14 protein-coding genes, 1 pseudogene and 1 riboswitch are annotated in these 14,969 nt (G+C 69.2%); of the genes and pseudogenes, 3 read left to right on the forward strand and 12 right to left on the reverse strand.

The window, feature by feature from the left end; genetic code table 11:
• Positions 1-108: 108 nt before the first annotated feature.
• The 3 genes from ADL29_RS23165 to ADL29_RS23175 all read right to left on the reverse strand — a co-directional run bounded on the left by ADL29_RS23165 (position 109) and on the right by ADL29_RS23175 (position 3,092).
• Positions 109-1,134, reverse strand: coding sequence for an NlpC/P60 family protein (locus tag ADL29_RS23165; protein ID WP_053925522.1), 1,026 nt, complete (start codon positions 1,132-1,134; stop codon positions 109-111).
• Positions 1,135-1,460: 326 nt separating this feature from the next.
• A complete protein-coding gene (locus tag ADL29_RS23170) occupies positions 1,461-2,834 on the reverse strand; it encodes an NYN domain-containing protein (protein WP_053925523.1) in 1,374 nt (457 codons plus the stop codon).
• An 18-nt stretch (positions 2,835-2,852) separates the two neighbouring features.
• A complete protein-coding gene (locus tag ADL29_RS23175) occupies positions 2,853-3,092 on the reverse strand; it encodes a hypothetical protein (protein ID WP_046928448.1) in 240 nt (79 codons plus the stop codon).
• Between the two features lie 294 nt (positions 3,093-3,386).
• Between ADL29_RS23175 and ADL29_RS23180 the strand changes: the two genes are divergently transcribed.
• Together ADL29_RS23180 and ADL29_RS23185 are read left to right on the forward strand one after the other, a co-directional pair.
• Entirely contained in the window at positions 3,387-4,067 is a 681-nt protein-coding gene (locus tag ADL29_RS23180; protein ID WP_053925537.1) for a rhomboid family intramembrane serine protease, read from the forward strand.
• Positions 4,064-4,345: an Lrp/AsnC family transcriptional regulator gene (locus ADL29_RS23185; protein WP_053925524.1), complete on the forward strand. Its 282-nt coding sequence runs from the start codon at positions 4,064-4,066 to the stop codon at positions 4,343-4,345. The genes ADL29_RS23180 and ADL29_RS23185 overlap by 4 nt, the downstream gene beginning before the upstream one ends.
• A gap of 157 nt (positions 4,346-4,502) precedes the next feature.
• Here ADL29_RS23185 and ADL29_RS23190 read toward each other — a convergent pair.
• The 6 genes and pseudogenes from ADL29_RS23190 to ctaE form a co-directional block, all read right to left on the reverse strand.
• Positions 4,503-5,762 (reverse strand): annotated as a pseudogene (locus ADL29_RS23190) (aminotransferase class V-fold PLP-dependent enzyme); the annotation flags it as partial.
• 182 nt (positions 5,763-5,944) lie between these two features.
• Positions 5,945-6,062: riboswitch (SAM riboswitch) on the reverse strand.
• A gap of 91 nt (positions 6,063-6,153) precedes the next feature.
• Positions 6,154-7,218, reverse strand: a complete 1,065-nt coding sequence (gene trpD, locus ADL29_RS23195; RefSeq protein ID WP_053925525.1) for an anthranilate phosphoribosyltransferase — start codon at positions 7,216-7,218, stop codon at positions 6,154-6,156.
• A 134-nt stretch (positions 7,219-7,352) separates the two neighbouring features.
• Complete coding sequence (gene qcrB, locus ADL29_RS23200; RefSeq protein WP_053925526.1) at positions 7,353-8,987, reverse strand: cytochrome bc1 complex cytochrome b subunit; 1,635 nt, start codon at positions 8,985-8,987, stop codon at positions 7,353-7,355.
• The gene (qcrA, locus tag ADL29_RS23205) at positions 8,984-10,039 is read right to left on the reverse strand and encodes a cytochrome bc1 complex Rieske iron-sulfur subunit (RefSeq protein ID WP_053925527.1); all 1,056 of its coding nucleotides are present in this window, start codon (positions 10,037-10,039) and stop codon (positions 8,984-8,986) included. Before qcrA ends, qcrB begins: the two co-directional genes overlap by 4 nt.
• A complete protein-coding gene (qcrC, locus tag ADL29_RS23210) occupies positions 10,036-10,845 on the reverse strand; it encodes a cytochrome bc1 complex diheme cytochrome c subunit (RefSeq protein ID WP_046928442.1) in 810 nt (269 codons plus the stop codon). The genes qcrA and qcrC overlap by 4 nt, the downstream gene beginning before the upstream one ends.
• Positions 10,846-10,934: 89 nt before the next feature.
• Positions 10,935-11,555 (reverse strand): aa3-type cytochrome oxidase subunit III, encoded by a 621-nt coding sequence (ctaE, locus tag ADL29_RS23215; protein ID WP_046928441.1) that lies wholly within the window; start codon positions 11,553-11,555, stop codon positions 10,935-10,937.
• A 271-nt stretch (positions 11,556-11,826) separates the two neighbouring features.
• Between ctaE and ADL29_RS23220 the strand changes: the two genes are divergently transcribed.
• Positions 11,827-12,228: a DNA-binding transcriptional response regulator gene (locus tag ADL29_RS23220; protein WP_046928440.1), complete on the forward strand. Its 402-nt coding sequence runs from the start codon at positions 11,827-11,829 to the stop codon at positions 12,226-12,228.
• A gap of 52 nt (positions 12,229-12,280) precedes the next feature.
• Here ADL29_RS23220 and ADL29_RS23225 read toward each other — a convergent pair whose 3' ends face one another.
• The 3 genes from ADL29_RS23225 to ADL29_RS23235 form a co-directional block, all read right to left on the reverse strand.
• A complete protein-coding gene (locus ADL29_RS23225) occupies positions 12,281-13,567 on the reverse strand; it encodes a L,D-transpeptidase (RefSeq protein WP_053925528.1) in 1,287 nt (428 codons plus the stop codon).
• 190 nt (positions 13,568-13,757) lie between these two features.
• Positions 13,758-14,156 (reverse strand): cytochrome c oxidase subunit 4, encoded by a 399-nt coding sequence (locus ADL29_RS23230; RefSeq protein WP_046928438.1) that lies wholly within the window; start codon positions 14,154-14,156, stop codon positions 13,758-13,760.
• A partial coding sequence (locus tag ADL29_RS23235; RefSeq protein ID WP_078971214.1) for a cytochrome c oxidase subunit I occupies positions 14,153-14,969 on the reverse strand: 817 nt, incomplete at its 5' end. The genes ADL29_RS23230 and ADL29_RS23235, both read right to left, overlap by 4 nt.

Genomic DNA, 14,969 nt, shown 5'->3' on the forward strand with positions numbered 1-14,969 from the left:
GTGCAGGTCACCGGCGGGGCGGGAAGTCAGCGGCGGGGGCGGTATTTCGCCCGTTCGGGCGGAACGTACCGCCCGTTCAGACGCCGGACCGCGAGCGTCGTGAGGCGTTCAGACCCGGACGCCGAAGGCGAACGGCATGTTGTTGATCGACTCGTAGCGCACGCTGGCGCCCGGCTTCGGGGCGTGCAGCACCGTGCCGTTGCCGGCGTAGAGGCCGATGTGGTGCAGGTCGTTGTAGAAGAGCACCAGGTCGCCGGGCTTGAGCTGGCTCTCCGAGGCGATCCGGGTGCCGGCGTTGGCCTGCTCCTGCGAGGTGCGCGGCAGCGACTGGCCGGCCTGCTGGTACGCCCAGGAGGTCAGGCCCGAGCAGTCGAAGGAGGACGGGCCGGTGGCGCCCCAGACATAGGGCGAGCCGATCTTGGACTGGGCGGCCTGCAGGGCGGCCGCACCGCGCTGCGAGGCGGGCACGTCGTCGCCGAGGTCGGCCCGGCTGTTGTCGCGGTTGGCGCGCTGCTCGGCGGCCTCCATGGCCGCCTTCTCCTTGGCGGTCAGGGTGTTCAGGAGTTCCTGCGCCTTGGCGAGCTTGCCCTTGATCTCGTCCTTCTTCTCGCCGAGCGCCTTCCGGGTCTCGGTGAGGTCCTGGATCTTGCCCGCGGCCTCGGCGCGCTCCTGGGCGAGCCGGCGCTGCTTCTCCGCGATGGTCTTCAGCTCCTGGGCCTGGTGGCCGCTGAGCTGGTCGAGGGTGGAGGCCTTGTCCAGGTAGGTGTCCGGGTCGCCGGAGAGGAAGAGCTGGACCGAGGGGTCGATGCTGCCGCTGCGGTACTGGCCGGAGGCGACGGAACCCAGGCCCTTGCGGAGCTGGTTGAGCTCCTCCTGGCCGCGGGCGACCTTGTCCTGGAGGCGGTCCACCTCCTTCTGGAGCTTGTTCTGGTCTTCCTTGACGCCGTTGTACTTCTCGGTGGCCTGCTCCGCCTGCTCGTAGAGCTTGTCGACCTGAGCCTTGACGTCCTTCTTGTCCTGCTTCGGGGCGGCCTGGGCGGCCTGCGACGAGAGGGCGACGGCCGCGGCGGCGGTCGCGGTGAGCACGGTCACGCGAGTACGGCTCGGCTGCTTGGGTCGACGGTGGGACGCCACGGGGGCGAGCTCCTTCTTCCTCCAGCCGCCTACCGGGAAGTGGGGGGCGAACCCCGGCTCCGCGTGAACGCCGCGGACTCGGCGGTACCTTCACTGACCATCCCGGTTGGATAATCACCTGTATGAAGGTTCGAGGCCCGACCTTAGTAACCGAGTTGTGATCGCTTCAAATCCTCACGGGAAAAATCTGCGTCACCAGCCCCATCCTTTACCAACATCACACAGGCAGTAAGGGCTATTTGACGCTCCGGTACGGATGTCAAGGGGAACGCGAGGGGAACGCAGGCGATGAACCGGACAGGACGGGACAGGGGTGCGGTAAACCGTCAGGTCCGGGCAAGTCGCTTGAGCAACAGGGCCGATGCGACCGGCCGGGCACCCGCCTTCGCGACACCGTCGGCCACCTCGCGGTCCGTGGAGACCACGACGACCGGGCGGCCGGGCGGCTCGGCCCGCACCAGCTGACGGATCAACTCGTCGGCCGTCACGCCCGGTTTGCTGAACAGGACCCGCACCCCGCGCGGCGGCGCGAGCAGCACCGGCGCGGCCAGCTCGGCACCGTCGAAGACACAGGTCATCTCCGCGCCCGTCTGCGCGGCCAGTACGGCCAGCCCGCCCAGCAGCCGCAGCCGCTGTTTGTCCAGAGGCATGGTGGGATAGCCGGTTTTGGTGACGTTGTAGCCGTCCACCACCAAATGCGCCTGCGGCAGCGCCAGTAGCTGGTCGAGCAGCGCCGGGTCCATCTCCGACAGCGCCCGGGTCGCGATGTCCTTGGGCGTCATCCTGCCCGGCTCGACGGCCTCCACGGTGTCCGCGGGGTGGATGCTGGCGGGCGGCAGGGCCAGTTCGCGGCGCAGCCCCTGGGCGGCGTCCAGCACCGTGTCCAGCAGCAGCCGCAGCCGCATGTCCTCGACGCTGCGGCCCTCGCGGGCGGCCCGCCGGCTGGCCTCCAGCGCCGCCTCGACCTCGGCGACCCGACCCTTGAGCCGGCGCAGTTCGCTGTCGGTGACCGATTTGTCGGTCGCCCCCTGCAGCTGCGCGGCCTCCAGCGCGGCCTCGGCCTTGCGCACCGCCGCCTCGCCGCGCTTCACATCGCTGAGCGCGCTGCGCAGCTTGCGCTGCAGCGACTCGTTCTCCTTGCGGGCCGCGTACAGATCCGCCCGTACCCGCTCGACATCGCCGCGGGCCTCGCTGCGGGCCTGCGCCAGCTCCTCGCGCAGCCGGGCCAGCTCCCGCTCGGCCTCCTCGCCGGCCCGCTCGGCGCGCGCCCGCTGCGCCTCCTCGCCGGCCGCCGCGACCAGCTTGACCCAGCCCTCGGGGCGCAGCACATACGCCGCCGCCGCGACATCCAGCGGATCGGCGGCCGCGGGCGCGGTGCCCTCCTCCAGGGCCGCGGCCAGCTCCGGCTGGGCCTCGCGCAGCTTGCCCGCGATCCGCTGCCGGAAGACCGCGTCGCTCTCCAGCGCCGCGGCCATCGCGTTCCCGGCGAACTTGGCCCGGCGGGCCGGGGTGAACCGGGCGTACTGCCGCAGCGGAGCCGGGAGTTCGGCCACCGTCAGCGCGCCGAACGACTCCGCGGTGAGCGCCACGACACGGCGCCGTACGCCCCCGGGCAGCGGACGGTCGAGCACGTCGTCGACGGCACCCTCGGATGCGTCGGCACGCGCCTCCCCCGGCTCCCTTTCTGGACGCTCCACCACGGCTCGCTCGCTCCGATCTCAGACGCTCGCGTCCGGCCGGTCCACCAGCTCGATCTGGTCGACCGCGTTGCACCAGCGGCAGCGCACGGACTCGATGCTCTCACTGAGGACCTCGCGCTCCTCCACCTTCGGCTCCCCCGCAAGGTCCAGGTGGACGTACTCCACGACCTTGGACCGGCGGGTCACATCGAAACGGGTGAGATTGCCGCAGAGCGTGCAGCGCCACCGGGTCTCGGCCGTCGGCAGGGGTACACCCATCGTGTCGTCCTCTTTCGTACTCGTCGTCGTACTCATCGGTCTCGTCCTGAGGTGCGGGTTCACACAGGCGCCGCCGGACTGCGGAAGTGGGCAAGGTACTGACTGCAACCCTACGGCCTGAAAGGGGGCCGGTGCGGGCCGTGCCCAGGAGCCGGGACGCGGCGAGGCACTCTGCGCCGAATGCCCGCATTGCGCCATGATCACTTCATGACGGCGCCGTCCCCCTTCTCGCGTTCCCCGGGCCTTCCCCGGCCACCGCACCCCGTCCGCTCCCTGGCAGCGGTCTTCTCGCGGATGACGAATGTGCTGATCGCGCTCTGCTGCGTGATCTTCGTGATCGGCCCCGCGTCCGGCTTCAACCACATATACGGCGACGCCGACGCGCTGCTGCGGGCCCAGAACGCCTACTTCCAGCGCTGGGGCGTGATCCCGCTCGACCTGTGGAGCGGTTCGCTGCGTGCCCTGATCACCCCGCTGACCGCGCTGTTCGTGCACGGCAGCTGGCTGCATCTGCTGGGCAACATGCTGTTCCTGTACGTCTTCGGCGGTATGACGGAGACCCGGATGGGACGGCTCCCCTTCACCGCCTTCACCCTCATCGTCGGCTATCTGGCCCTGCTCGGCTACGCGGCCGCGCACGCCGCCTCCGCCCAGACCCTGGTGGGCGCCTCCGGCTCGATCTCCGGCGTCCTGGGCGCCTTCCTCTACCTCTTCCCCAAGGCCCGGGTCACCAGCGTCTTCCCCTTCCTCTTCTTCCTCCCGCTGCGCTTCCCCGCCTGGATCGTGCTGCTCTTCTGGTTCGTGCTCCAGTGGCAGGCCGCCCAGGACGACCCCCACGGCCCCGGCGTCGCCTACCTCGCCCATGTGGTCGGCTTCGCGCTCGGCTTCCTGTACGCGTGGGTGCGCTACCGGAGGGATAGTGTGGGGGCCACCAGGGGGAACGAACCGGCGACCGAGGGAGAGAGCCAGCCGTGATCACGTCGATCGTGCTCATCAAGACCAGCGTGGACCAGATCCCGGAGATCGCCGAGAAGATCGCCGCGCTGGAGGGCGTGAGCGAGGTCTACTCCGTCACCGGCGCGCACGATCTGATCGCGATGGTGCGGGTCGCCCAGCACGACGACCTCGCCGATGTCATCCCCGGCCGGATCAGCAAGATTCCCGGCGTGGCCTCGACCGAGACGCACATCGCCTTCCGGACGTACTCGCAGCACGACCTCGAGGCCGCGTTCTCGATTGGCATCGAGGAATAACCCGTCCGCTGCGCTTTGCCTGGGCCCCACGTTTTTGGCTTTCCCGCCGTGGGGGTTTGTCGCCGTTGCGCCTGCGGCGGGCGGGGGTTGTTTGTCGGCCGCGGTGCCGGCCCTCCGGACTCCGTCCTGCGGTCCGTCCCCTCCCGACGGTGGGGGTGCTGACCCGGATGGCATTCAGAGAACGCTCACCGGGAGCGGCCTCGGGCGCACCGCACTCCCCCGGCTCGTCCGGCTCGCTGTCCAGCAGGGTCCGTACGAGCGGGTGCGCGCAGAAGAGGCCGTCGCGGACACCGATGCCGTACTCGGCCGACAGCGCGGCCGCGAAGTGCGAGCTGTTCCAGCCCTCGACGACGAAGGAGAGGACGCCGACGCGCGGGGCGTCGTCGCCGAAGAGGGAGAGGACGCGCACCTCGGGCACCTCGGCAAGGCCCTCGCGGACCCGGGCGATCAGCTCCTCCTCGCGGGCGACGAGAGTGTCGAAGCCCGCCTCGGTGAGGGCCTTGCAGGCGGAGGCGATGGCGTAGGCGCCGATGACGTTGGGCGAACCGGCCTCGTGCCGGGCGGCGGTGGTGTGCCACTCGACGTCCACCCCGCCGTCCGTACGGCGTGAGACCTTACGGCTGGCGCCGCCGCCGGCCAGGTACGGGTCCGCGTGCTGCAGCCAGTCCGCGCGGCCGGCCAGCACCCCGGAGCCGAACGGCGCGTACAGCTTGTGCCCGGAGAAGGCGACCCAGTCGACGTCCAGCTCGGCGATGTCGACGGGGTGGTGCGGGGCGAGCTGCGCGGCGTCGAGGACGATCCGGGCACCGTGGGCGTGCGCGGCGGCGGCCAGCTCCCGTACGGGCCAGAGTTCACCGGTCACGTTCGAGGCGCCCGTGACGCAGACCAGCGCCGGCCCGTAGGGCTCGCGCCCGGCCAGCGCCTTCTCCAGGGTGTCCACCGCCTGCTGGGGCGTACGGGGGGCGTTGAGGTAGGTCACCTCGGTGTCGGCGCGCTGCTCCCAGGGCAGCAGCGAGGCGTGGTGCTCGGTCTCGAAGACGAACACCCGGGTGTTCTCGGGGAGTACGGCGGCCAGCAGGTTCAGCGAGTCGGTGGTGGAGCGGGTGAAGACCACCTGGTCGTCGGCGCGGCAGCCGAGGAAGTCCGAGATGGTCCGGCGGCTGTTCTCGAAGAGGTCGGTGGAGAGCTGCGAGAGGTATCCGGCGCCGCGGTGCACGCTGCCGTAGTACGGGGCGTAGGCGGCGACGTCGTCCCAGACGCGCTGCAGGGCCGGGGCACTGGCGGCGTAGTCCAGTGCGGCGTAGTCGACTTCGCCGCCGGTCACGAGCGGGACGAGGACGTCCCGGCCCAGAACGGGCAGCGGGGCACAGACGGAACTGTTGGCGGCAACGGCGGCAGCAGAAGAAGAAGCAGGCATGGCGAACTCCCGTAAGAGATAAGCGAATTCGCTGCGGGAGGGTGCGCGAAAGGCACCGCGGAGCGGCCGCAGCGGAAAGGGAAAGGGCCCGGAAAAGGGGGCGCGGGAAGGGGCCGTCGGGCCCTATCGCATTCGCTGAATCACGGAAGAGGCTCCCTCGAGGACCAGGATCCCTGGCGAGGGATCCGCGCTTGCCGCAGACCTCGCTGCCTGCGGCCTGGTCATCACCCGGGGCACCCCGCCACGGACGGAGGGTTGCCGGACAGCGGGCCGGGGCCTATGTCGCTGTCACTCGTGACCTGCGCAGCATCATGCCACACGATCAACGGCGCGCAAGCCCCGGTCCGTATGACGGACTGGGGCTTGCGTCACACTCTGCGTGACCGGCCGCTCAGGCGTTGCTGGCGGCCACCCACCGCTCCAGCACCCGCTTGGCGGCGCCGGAGTCGATCGAGGCGGCGGCCTTCCCGATGCCGGCGCGGATCTGCTCCGTCAGCGGGGCATCGGCCGGCTCCAGCGCCACCAGCGCCGCCGCGGCGTTCAGCAGCACCGCATCGCGCACCGGGCCGGTCTCGCCGTCCAGCAGCCGGCGGGCCACATCCGCGTTGTACGAGGCGTCGGCGCCGCGCAGCGCCTCGACCGGGACGATGTCGATGCCGACGTCCCGCGGGTCGAAGGACTCCTCGCGGACGGTGCCGTCCCGCACGATCCACACCCGGGAGGTGGCGGTCGTGGTCAGCTCGTCCAGGCCGTCGTCGCCGCGGAAGACCAGCGCCGAGGAGCCGCGCTCGGCGAGCACCCCGGCCAGGATCGGCGCCATGCGGGGGTCGGCGACGCCGGTGGCCTGCGCCCGTACGCGCGCGGGGTTGGTCAGCGGGCCCAGCACGTTGAAGGTGGTGCGGATGCCGAGCTGGGCGCGGGCGTTGGCGACATGGCGCAGCGAGGGGTGGAACTTCACCGCGAAGCAGAAGGTGATGCCCGCTTCCTCGGCGACCTCGGTGACCCGCCGGGGGGTGAGGTCCAGATTGACGCCGAGCTTCTCCAGGACGTCGGAGGCGCCGCTGGCGGAGGAGGCCGCGCGGCTGCCGTGCTTGACGACCTTGGCGCCGGTGCCGGCCACCACGATGGCGGACATCGTGGAGATGTTGACGGTCTTGGCGCCGTCGCCGCCGGTGCCGACGATGTCCACGCTGGGGCCGGGCACCTCGATCAGCCGGGCGTGCGCGTACATGGTCCGGACGAGTCCGGAGATCTCGGCGACGGTCTCACCCTTGGCGCGCAGGGCCACCGCGAAGCCGGCGATCTGGGCGTCGCTGGCCTCGCCCCGCATGATCCGGTCCATCACCCAGGCGGTGTCGTCGGCGGCGAGGTCACGGCCGTCCAGCAGGGCGTTGAGGATGCCCGGCCAGGTGTGGGCCGCCACGCTGTCGCCGCCGACCGGGGTCACAACGTTCATGGTCCACGCTCCTGGATCGTCTCCTGCCTGTGCATTCACCCTATCGAGCCCCGGGCATGCCGGAGGGCCCCGTCCGGTGCTCGGACGGGGCCCTCTGGGTGGCGTACTACATGCGCCTCAGGGCGCGGTGGTGATCAGTGGTGGCCGTGGCCGCTGGTGATCTCCTGGTACTCCTCGACCGTCGGCTTGGGGATGACGTTGTCCTCGCCGTAGTAGGCCTTCGAGAGCTTGGCACGCAGCTTCTGCGACCGGGTGATCTTGCGGCGGACGCCGTTCTCGTCGACCTCCGGGCCCAGCTCGACCGGCTCGGGCTGCTCGTGCTGGGTCAGCATGTGCAGCTGCTCCTGGCCGAGCGGCTCGTGGACCTCGATGAACTCACCGTGCGGCAGGCGCTTGATGATGCCCGACTCGCGGCCGTGCAGCACCTTGTCCTTGTCGCGCCGCTGGAGGCCCAGGCAGATCCGCTTGGTGGCGATGAAGGCCAGCACCGGCCCGACGAAGAACGCGATCCGGACGAACCAGGTGATCGAGTTGATCGACAGGTGGAAGTGCGTCGCCCACAGGTCGTTGCCGCCGCCGATCAGCATCACGAAGTACGCGACCAGCCAGGCCACACCGAAGCCGGTGCGGGTGGGGACGTTGCGCGGGCGGTCCAGGATGTGGTGCTCGCGCTTGTCGCCGCCTACCCAGGACTCGACGAACGGGTAGACCGCGATGGCGACCAGGACCAGCGGGAAGATCAGGATCGGGATCAGCACACCGAAGTTGACGGTGTGGCCCCAGAAGTTCCACTCCCAGCCCGGCATGACACGGACCAGACCCTCGGCGAAGCCCATGTACCAGTCCGGCTGCGCACCAGTGGAGACCTGGTCCGGCCGGTACGGCCCTATGGCCCACACGGGGTTGATGCTGGCGACCGCGGCGATCACCGAGATCACACCGAAGACCAGGAAGAAGAAGCCTCCGGCCTTGGCCATGTAGACGGGCAGCAGCGGCATGCCGACGACGTTGCTGTTGGTCTTTCCGGCACCCGGGAACTGCGTGTGCTTGTGGTAGAAGACCAGGATCAGGTGCGCCACCAGCAGGCCGAGCATGATGCCCGGCAGCAGCAGCACGTGCACCGTGAAGAACCGCGGGATGATGTCGTGCCCGGGGAACTCGCCGCCGAAGATGAACATCTGCAGGTACGAGCCGACCAGCGGCATCGCCAGGATCACGCCCTCGATGAACCGCACGCCGGTGCCGGAGAGCAGGTCGTCGGGGAGCGAGTAGCCGGTGAAGCCGGTGAACATGCCCAGCACGAACAGCAGGAAGCCGAACAGCCAGTTGACCTCGCGCGGCTTGCGGAACGCGCCGGTGAAGAACACCCGCATCATGTGGACCATCATCGCGGCCAGGAAGACCAGCGCGGCCCAGTGGTGGATCTGGCGGATGAGCAGGCCGCCGCGGACGTCGAAGCTGATGTCCAGCGTCGACTCGAAGGCCTGGGTCATCCGGATTCCCTGCATGGGCACATAGGAACCGTGGTAGGTCACCTCGGCCATGCTCGGGTGGAAGAACAGCGTCAGGTAGACACCGGTCAGGATGATGATGATGAAGCTGTAGAGCGCGACCTCACCCAGCATGAAGGACCAGTGGTCCGGGAAGATCTTGCGCATGTTGGCCTTGGCGAGGCTGTAGATGCCCAGCCGGCCGTCCGCCCAGTCGGCGATCCGCTCACCCCGCGGCGCCTGGCCGCGGCGCGTGGTCGCGCTTGTCTCGTTACTCATCCGCGCTCCCAGAAGCTCGGGCCGACGGGCTCCGCGAAGCCGCTCGCGGCCTCAAGGAAGCCGTCCTTCTCCGTGATGTGCAGCTGCGGCAGGGCGTGTCCGGCCGGACCGAAGATCACCCGACCGCCGTCAGAGAGGTCGAACGTCGACTGGTGGCAGGGGCACAGCACGTGGTGCGTCTGCTGCTCGTACAGGCTGATCGGGCAGCCCACGTGGGTGCAGATCTTCGAGTACGCGACGATGCCCTCGTGCGACCAGGCGAGTTCCTGCTTGTCCTTGATGTTCTGCGGCTGGATCCGCACGAGCATCAGGGCGTCCTTGGCGATCTTCTCGTTGAAGTCCTCGCTGTCCTCCTCCAGACCCTCGGGCTTGGCGAAGGTCAGGGAGCCGACCGCGATGTCCTCGGGACGCAGCGGCAGGTTCGTGGACTGGTTGACGAGGCGGACGCCCTTCTTCCAGCCGGTCGTGCGCAGCTTGGTCCCGGGCAGCGGCCCGAGGTCGCGCAGCAGGACGACGCCGGAGAGCGGGACCAGGGCCATCGCACCGAACATCGTGTTGCGGATCAGCTTGCGCCGGCCGAACTGCGACTCCTCGGCGCCCAGCTTGAAGTCCGCCAGGACCTTGGCCTTGACCTCGGGGGTGGCCTCGATCGGGTGGCGGTCGTCGGCGACCTCCACGTCCGACATCAGCGTGCGGGCCCAGTGGACCGCACCGGCGCCGATGCAGAACAGCGCGACACCGAGCGTGAGGCCCAGCGCGAAGTTCAGGGCGCTGATGTGGCCGATCGGCCAGATGTAGACGATCTTGTCGATCGGGACGGCCACGTACGAGGCGATGAAGCCGACCGTGGCCAGCATCGACACCAGGAACAGCAGCGCCACGGTGCGCTCGGAGTGCCGGGCGGCCCGCTCGTCGATGTCCTGCTTGCGGTGCTCGTGCTCGGGCAGACCGGGGTCGGCGAAGGGGTTCTCCGCCGTCGCCACCTCGCCCTTGTGCGCCGTCTCGGGAAGATTCTCTTCCGGTACGTCTGCGTGTCGTTCAGTCTCACTCATGACTTCTTGGCCTTCGTAGTCCGGGCTGCGACCCAGATGGCGACCGCGACCAGCGCGCCCAGGCCGAAGATGTAGCCGAAGAGACCCTCACTGACCGGACCGAGACCGCCGAGGTCCAGGCCGCCGGGGCTCTCGGACTCATCGCCGTTGACGGCGCCGAGGTACGCGACGATGTCCTTCTTGTTTTCCTTCGACAGCGAGCCGTCACCGAAGGAGGGCATGTTCTGCGGGCCGGTTTCCATGGCCTCGTAGATGTGCTTGGGGTCCACGCCCTCGAGCGTCGGTGCGAACTTGCCGTTGGTCAGGGCGCCGCCCTTACCGGTGAAGTTGTGGCACTGCGCGCAGTTGGTGCGGAACAGTTCGCCGCCCTTGCCGACATTGGCGCCTTCCGCGCTGTACTGCTCCTTGTCGGGAACAGTGGGGCCGGCACCCAGCGACGCGACGTAGGCCGCGAGCTGGTCGATCTGGGCGTTGCTGTAGATGTTCCGCTTCCGCGGCACCTGGGCGCCGGGCTGCTGGGCGGGCATACGGCCGGTGCCGACCTGGAAGTCGACGGCTGCGGCACCGACGCCCACCAGGCTGGGGCCGTCGGAGGTGCCCTGACCGCCGGTGCCGTGGCAGCTTGCGCAGCCCACGGCGAAGAGCTTCTTGCCCTCCTTGATGGCAAGGGACTGGGCGGTGTCATCGGCCTGAGCCTTGTCCGCCGGCGCGAACGCGGCGTACAGCCCCCCAGTGACCGCCAGCGCGAAGAGTAGGACGACGAGCGCCGCCAGCGGATGGCGCCGTCGTGCGGAGAGCTTTTTCACGGATTACCCCGGTGTCAGGATCTTCTGCGTCGATGCTTTGACTATGTCTGTCTGAAATGCGTAACCGGTGCCGACCGGATGCGTACCGGTTACCGGATCAGGTAGATCGTGGCGAAGAGGCCGATCCAGACGACATCGACGAAGTGCCAGTAGTAGGACACGACGATGGCCGCGGTGGCCTGCGTGTGGGTGAACCTCTTGGCCGCGTACGTCCTGCCCAGGACCAGCAGGAAGGCGATGAGGCCGCCCGTCACGTGCAGTCCGTGGAAACCGGTGGTCAGGTAGAACACCGAGCCGTACGGGCCGGACGAGAGCGAAAGCCCGTCCCCCTTGACCAGTTCGGTGTACTCGAAGACCTGACCGCCGATGAAGATCGCACCCATGACGAAGGTGACCACGAACCATGCGCGGAGCTTTTTGACATCGCCGCGCTCGGCGGCGAAAACGCCGAGCTGGCACGTCAGGGAGCTGAGCACCAGGATCGTGGTGTTGGTCGCGGAGAAGGGAAGATTCAGGGCGTCGGCCTGTTCCTTCCAATACTCCGTACCGGTCACCGATCGAAGGGTGAAGTACATCGCGAAGAGGGCCGCGAAGAACATCAGCTCGGAACTCAGCCAGATGATGGTTCCGACGCTGGTGAGGTTCGGCCGATTGACCGTCGGGTGCGCGTGCCCGGTTTCTACTGTCGTTGCTGTCGCCACGACCGACATTATGTCGGTCGCTTATCCCGCCCTCACTCCGGGGGGTCCCGTTCGGTGTGTCAAGGCCGTATGGCCTGCTCGCGCGGGCCGGTGCGGCGGTCGCCCGAAGGGGGGAAGCGGGCGCCTGCCGGGCGGGCGCGGGGCCGCGCCCCGACCTGTTCTGACGGCCCGTCGGAGGGAGGGCGATTCGGTACGGACCCTCCTGCGGGCACCTGTTACGGGAGTAGCATCCGCGCAACGATCGACCCCGGAGCCGGTCCGCCGACAAGCTGGAGGAACGATGCAGGAGACCGCCACGGTCCTGGTCTACAGCGACAACGCCCTCACCCGCGAGCAGGTCAGGCTGGCGGCCGGCCGGCGCCCCGCCCCCGACGTCCCCGAGATCGAGATCCTGGAGTGCGCCACCGCCCCGGCGGTGCTGACGGCCCTGGAGCAGGGCGGGATCGACGTCTGCGTGCTGGACGGCGAGACCGCGCCCGCGGGCGGTATGGGCGTGTGCCGGCAGATCAAGGACGAGATCTTCCGGTGCCCGCCGGTGCTGCTGCTCATCGGCCGCCCGCAGGATGCGTGGCTGGCGACCTGGAGCCGCGCGGACGCGGCCGTGACCCATCCGGTCGACCCGGTGGCGTTCGCGGACTCGCTGGCCTCGCTGCTGCGCCGCAGGGCGCTCGTGCAGGCCTGAGCCGGCGGGCCGGGAAGGTTCCGAGGGCCGCTGGGGAGCTGCTGAGGGGCCTTCAGAGCTGCGGGCGCAGCCGGGCGTCGGCGGAGGAATCCGATGCGCGCTCGGCCGCTCCTGTGGTGCTGGAGCCCTTGCCCTTCAGCGCGCTGCCCGCCCGCCATTCCTTCCAGTCCATGTTCCAGTCACCGAAGCCGTTGTCGAACGGCGACATGGTGGCGCCGTCGCTGTTGACGACCTTGACGATGTCGCCGACCCGGACGGTGTCGAAGAACCACCGGGCGTTGCCGGTGGACATGCCCGTGCAGCCGTGGCTGACGTTGGCGGCGCCCTGCGAGCCGACGGACCAGGGGGCGGCGTGCACGTACTCACCGCTCCAGGTCACCCGGGTGGCCCAGTGGACCGGCAGGTTGTAGGACTCCGAACTCCCCGCGGCGATGCCGACGGTGGAGGAGCGCATCCGGACGAAGCTCTCCTTGCCGAGGATGACCTTGACGCCGTTGCGGGTGGAGAAGCCGGGCTTGCCGGTGGTGACGGGGATGGTGTTGATTTCCTCACCGTTGCGCAGCACCGTCATCCGGTGCGACGAGGCGTCGGTGATGGCCTCCACCGCGTCGCCCGTGGTGAGCCGTACGGGCTTGGCGGGGCCTCCGTAGAGCCCGCGGGTGATCTTCAGGCCGTCCAGGTTGCTGTGGACGGAGATGGTGGCGTGGGCGGGCCAGTACTCCTTGGGGCGGAAGTGCAGGGTCTTGCCGTTCACCCAGTGCCAGGAGCCCTCGACGCGCGGGGTGGAGTCCACCTTCAGGGCGCTTTCGACGACGGTCCGCTGCTTGGGGTCGCTGACGTCCTCGCTGAGTTCGGCGGTGACGGGCTGGCCGACGCCGTATTCGCCGGCGTCCGGGCCGAAGGTGACGCGCAGCCGGTCGTCGCCGTTGTCGGTGGTGTCGACGACGAGGGTCTTGCGGCCGGGTGCGCCGTCCTCGTCCTCGGTGCTGACCCGCACCGTGTAGCGCGTGCCGGCGGCCAGTGGCACGGTGGTTCTCCAGCGCCTGCCGTCGGCGCTCAGTTCGCCGCGGATGTAGCGGCCGGTGGAGTCGGTGGCGGTCACGTCCGTGATCCGTGCGGCGCCGTGGGCGTCCCCCTTGACAGAGACCTCAATCGGCTTGTCGGGGTCCGCTTTCTGCTTGCCGTCCGGGGTGTTGGCCGAGATCTGGTCGGCCGCGTCGTAGGGCTTGGCGGAGAGCGGCTGCGACGACGAGTCCCCGCAGGCGGCGGCGCTCACCGCCAGGGGCACTATCAGGAGGCCGCAGCGCAGCACCGTCCGGGTTCGAGGTCTGTAGCTCATGCCCCAAAAATATGAAGAATCCCCTCTTACGGCGCGCTGGATGACTGCAAACGGGGTGCGCGCGGAGGGGCGGACGGGACACCGGCGCGCCGGGAAGGCAAGCCGGCACGCCGGACACGACAGCGGGCCCGGACACCTGAGGTGTCCGGGCCCGCTGCGTACGGCTTCCTGTCCCTAAGGGGTGCTGCCCCTACTGGGTGCGGTTCTCGCCGTGGTAGTACTCGAAGACCCAGCCGAAGAGACCCACGAGGATCACCGGCGCGGAGAAGTACAGCAGCCACCAGCCGAAGACGACGCCCATGAAGGCGAGCGCGCCGCCGACGGCCAGGGACAGCGGCTGCCAGCTGTGCGGGCTGAAGAAGCCCAGCTCACCGGCGTCGTCCGAGACCTCGGCGTTCTCGTTGTCCTGGGCACCCGCGTCGACCCGCCGGGCCGTGAAGGCCAGGTAGTAGCCGACCATGATGCACAGGCCGAACGCCAGGAACAGTGCGGTGGTACCCGCGGGCTCCTTCGACCAGACGCCATAGACGATCGCCATGGCGAGGACGAAGACGGAGAGCCAGATGAACATCTTGCCCTGGATCTTCACTTGCCCGCCTCCTTGCCGCCGGCGAGGGACTTGTCGTCCTCGGTGCGGCCGTTGTGCAGCGCGTCGAGTGCCGCGATCTCCGGGTGGTGCAGGTCGAACGCCGGGGATTCGGACCGAATACGCGGCAGGGTGAGGAAGTTGTGCCGCGGCGGCGGGCAGGAGGTCGCCCACTCCAGCGAACGGCCGTAGCCCCACGGGTCGTCGACCTCGACCTTCTTGCCGTACTTGGCGGTCTTCCAGACGTTGTAGAAGAACGGCAGGATCGACAGGCCCAGCAGGAACGAGGCGATGGTCGAGATGGTGTTCAGCGTGGTGAAGCCGTCGGCCGCCAGGTAGTCGGCGTACCGGCGCGGCATGCCCTCGGCGCCCAGCCAGTGCTGGACGAGGAAGGTGCCGTGGAAGCCGATGAACAGCGTCCAGAAGGTGATCTTGCCGAGGGTCTCGTCCAGCATCTTGCCGGTGAACTTCGGCCACCAGAAGTGGAAGCCGGCGAACATCGCGAAGACGACCGTGCCGAAGACGACGTAGTGGAAGTGCGCCACGACGAAGTACGAGTCGGACACGTGGAAGTCCATCGGCGGCGAGGCCAGGATGACACCGGTCAGACCACCGAAGGTGAAGGTGATCAGGAAGCCGATCGTCCACAGCATCGGCGTCTCGAAGGACAGCGAGCCCTTCCACATGGTGCCGATCCAGTTGAAGAACTTCACACCGGTCGGGACCGCGATCAGGAACGTCATGAAGGAGAAGAACGGCAACAGCACGCCGCCCGTCACATACATGTGGTGCGCCCACACCGTGACCGAAAGACCG

Origin of the sequence: Streptomyces chattanoogensis, assembly GCF_001294335.1 — a bacterium.
Lineage (GTDB): Bacteria > Actinomycetota > Actinomycetes > Streptomycetales > Streptomycetaceae > Streptomyces > Streptomyces chattanoogensis.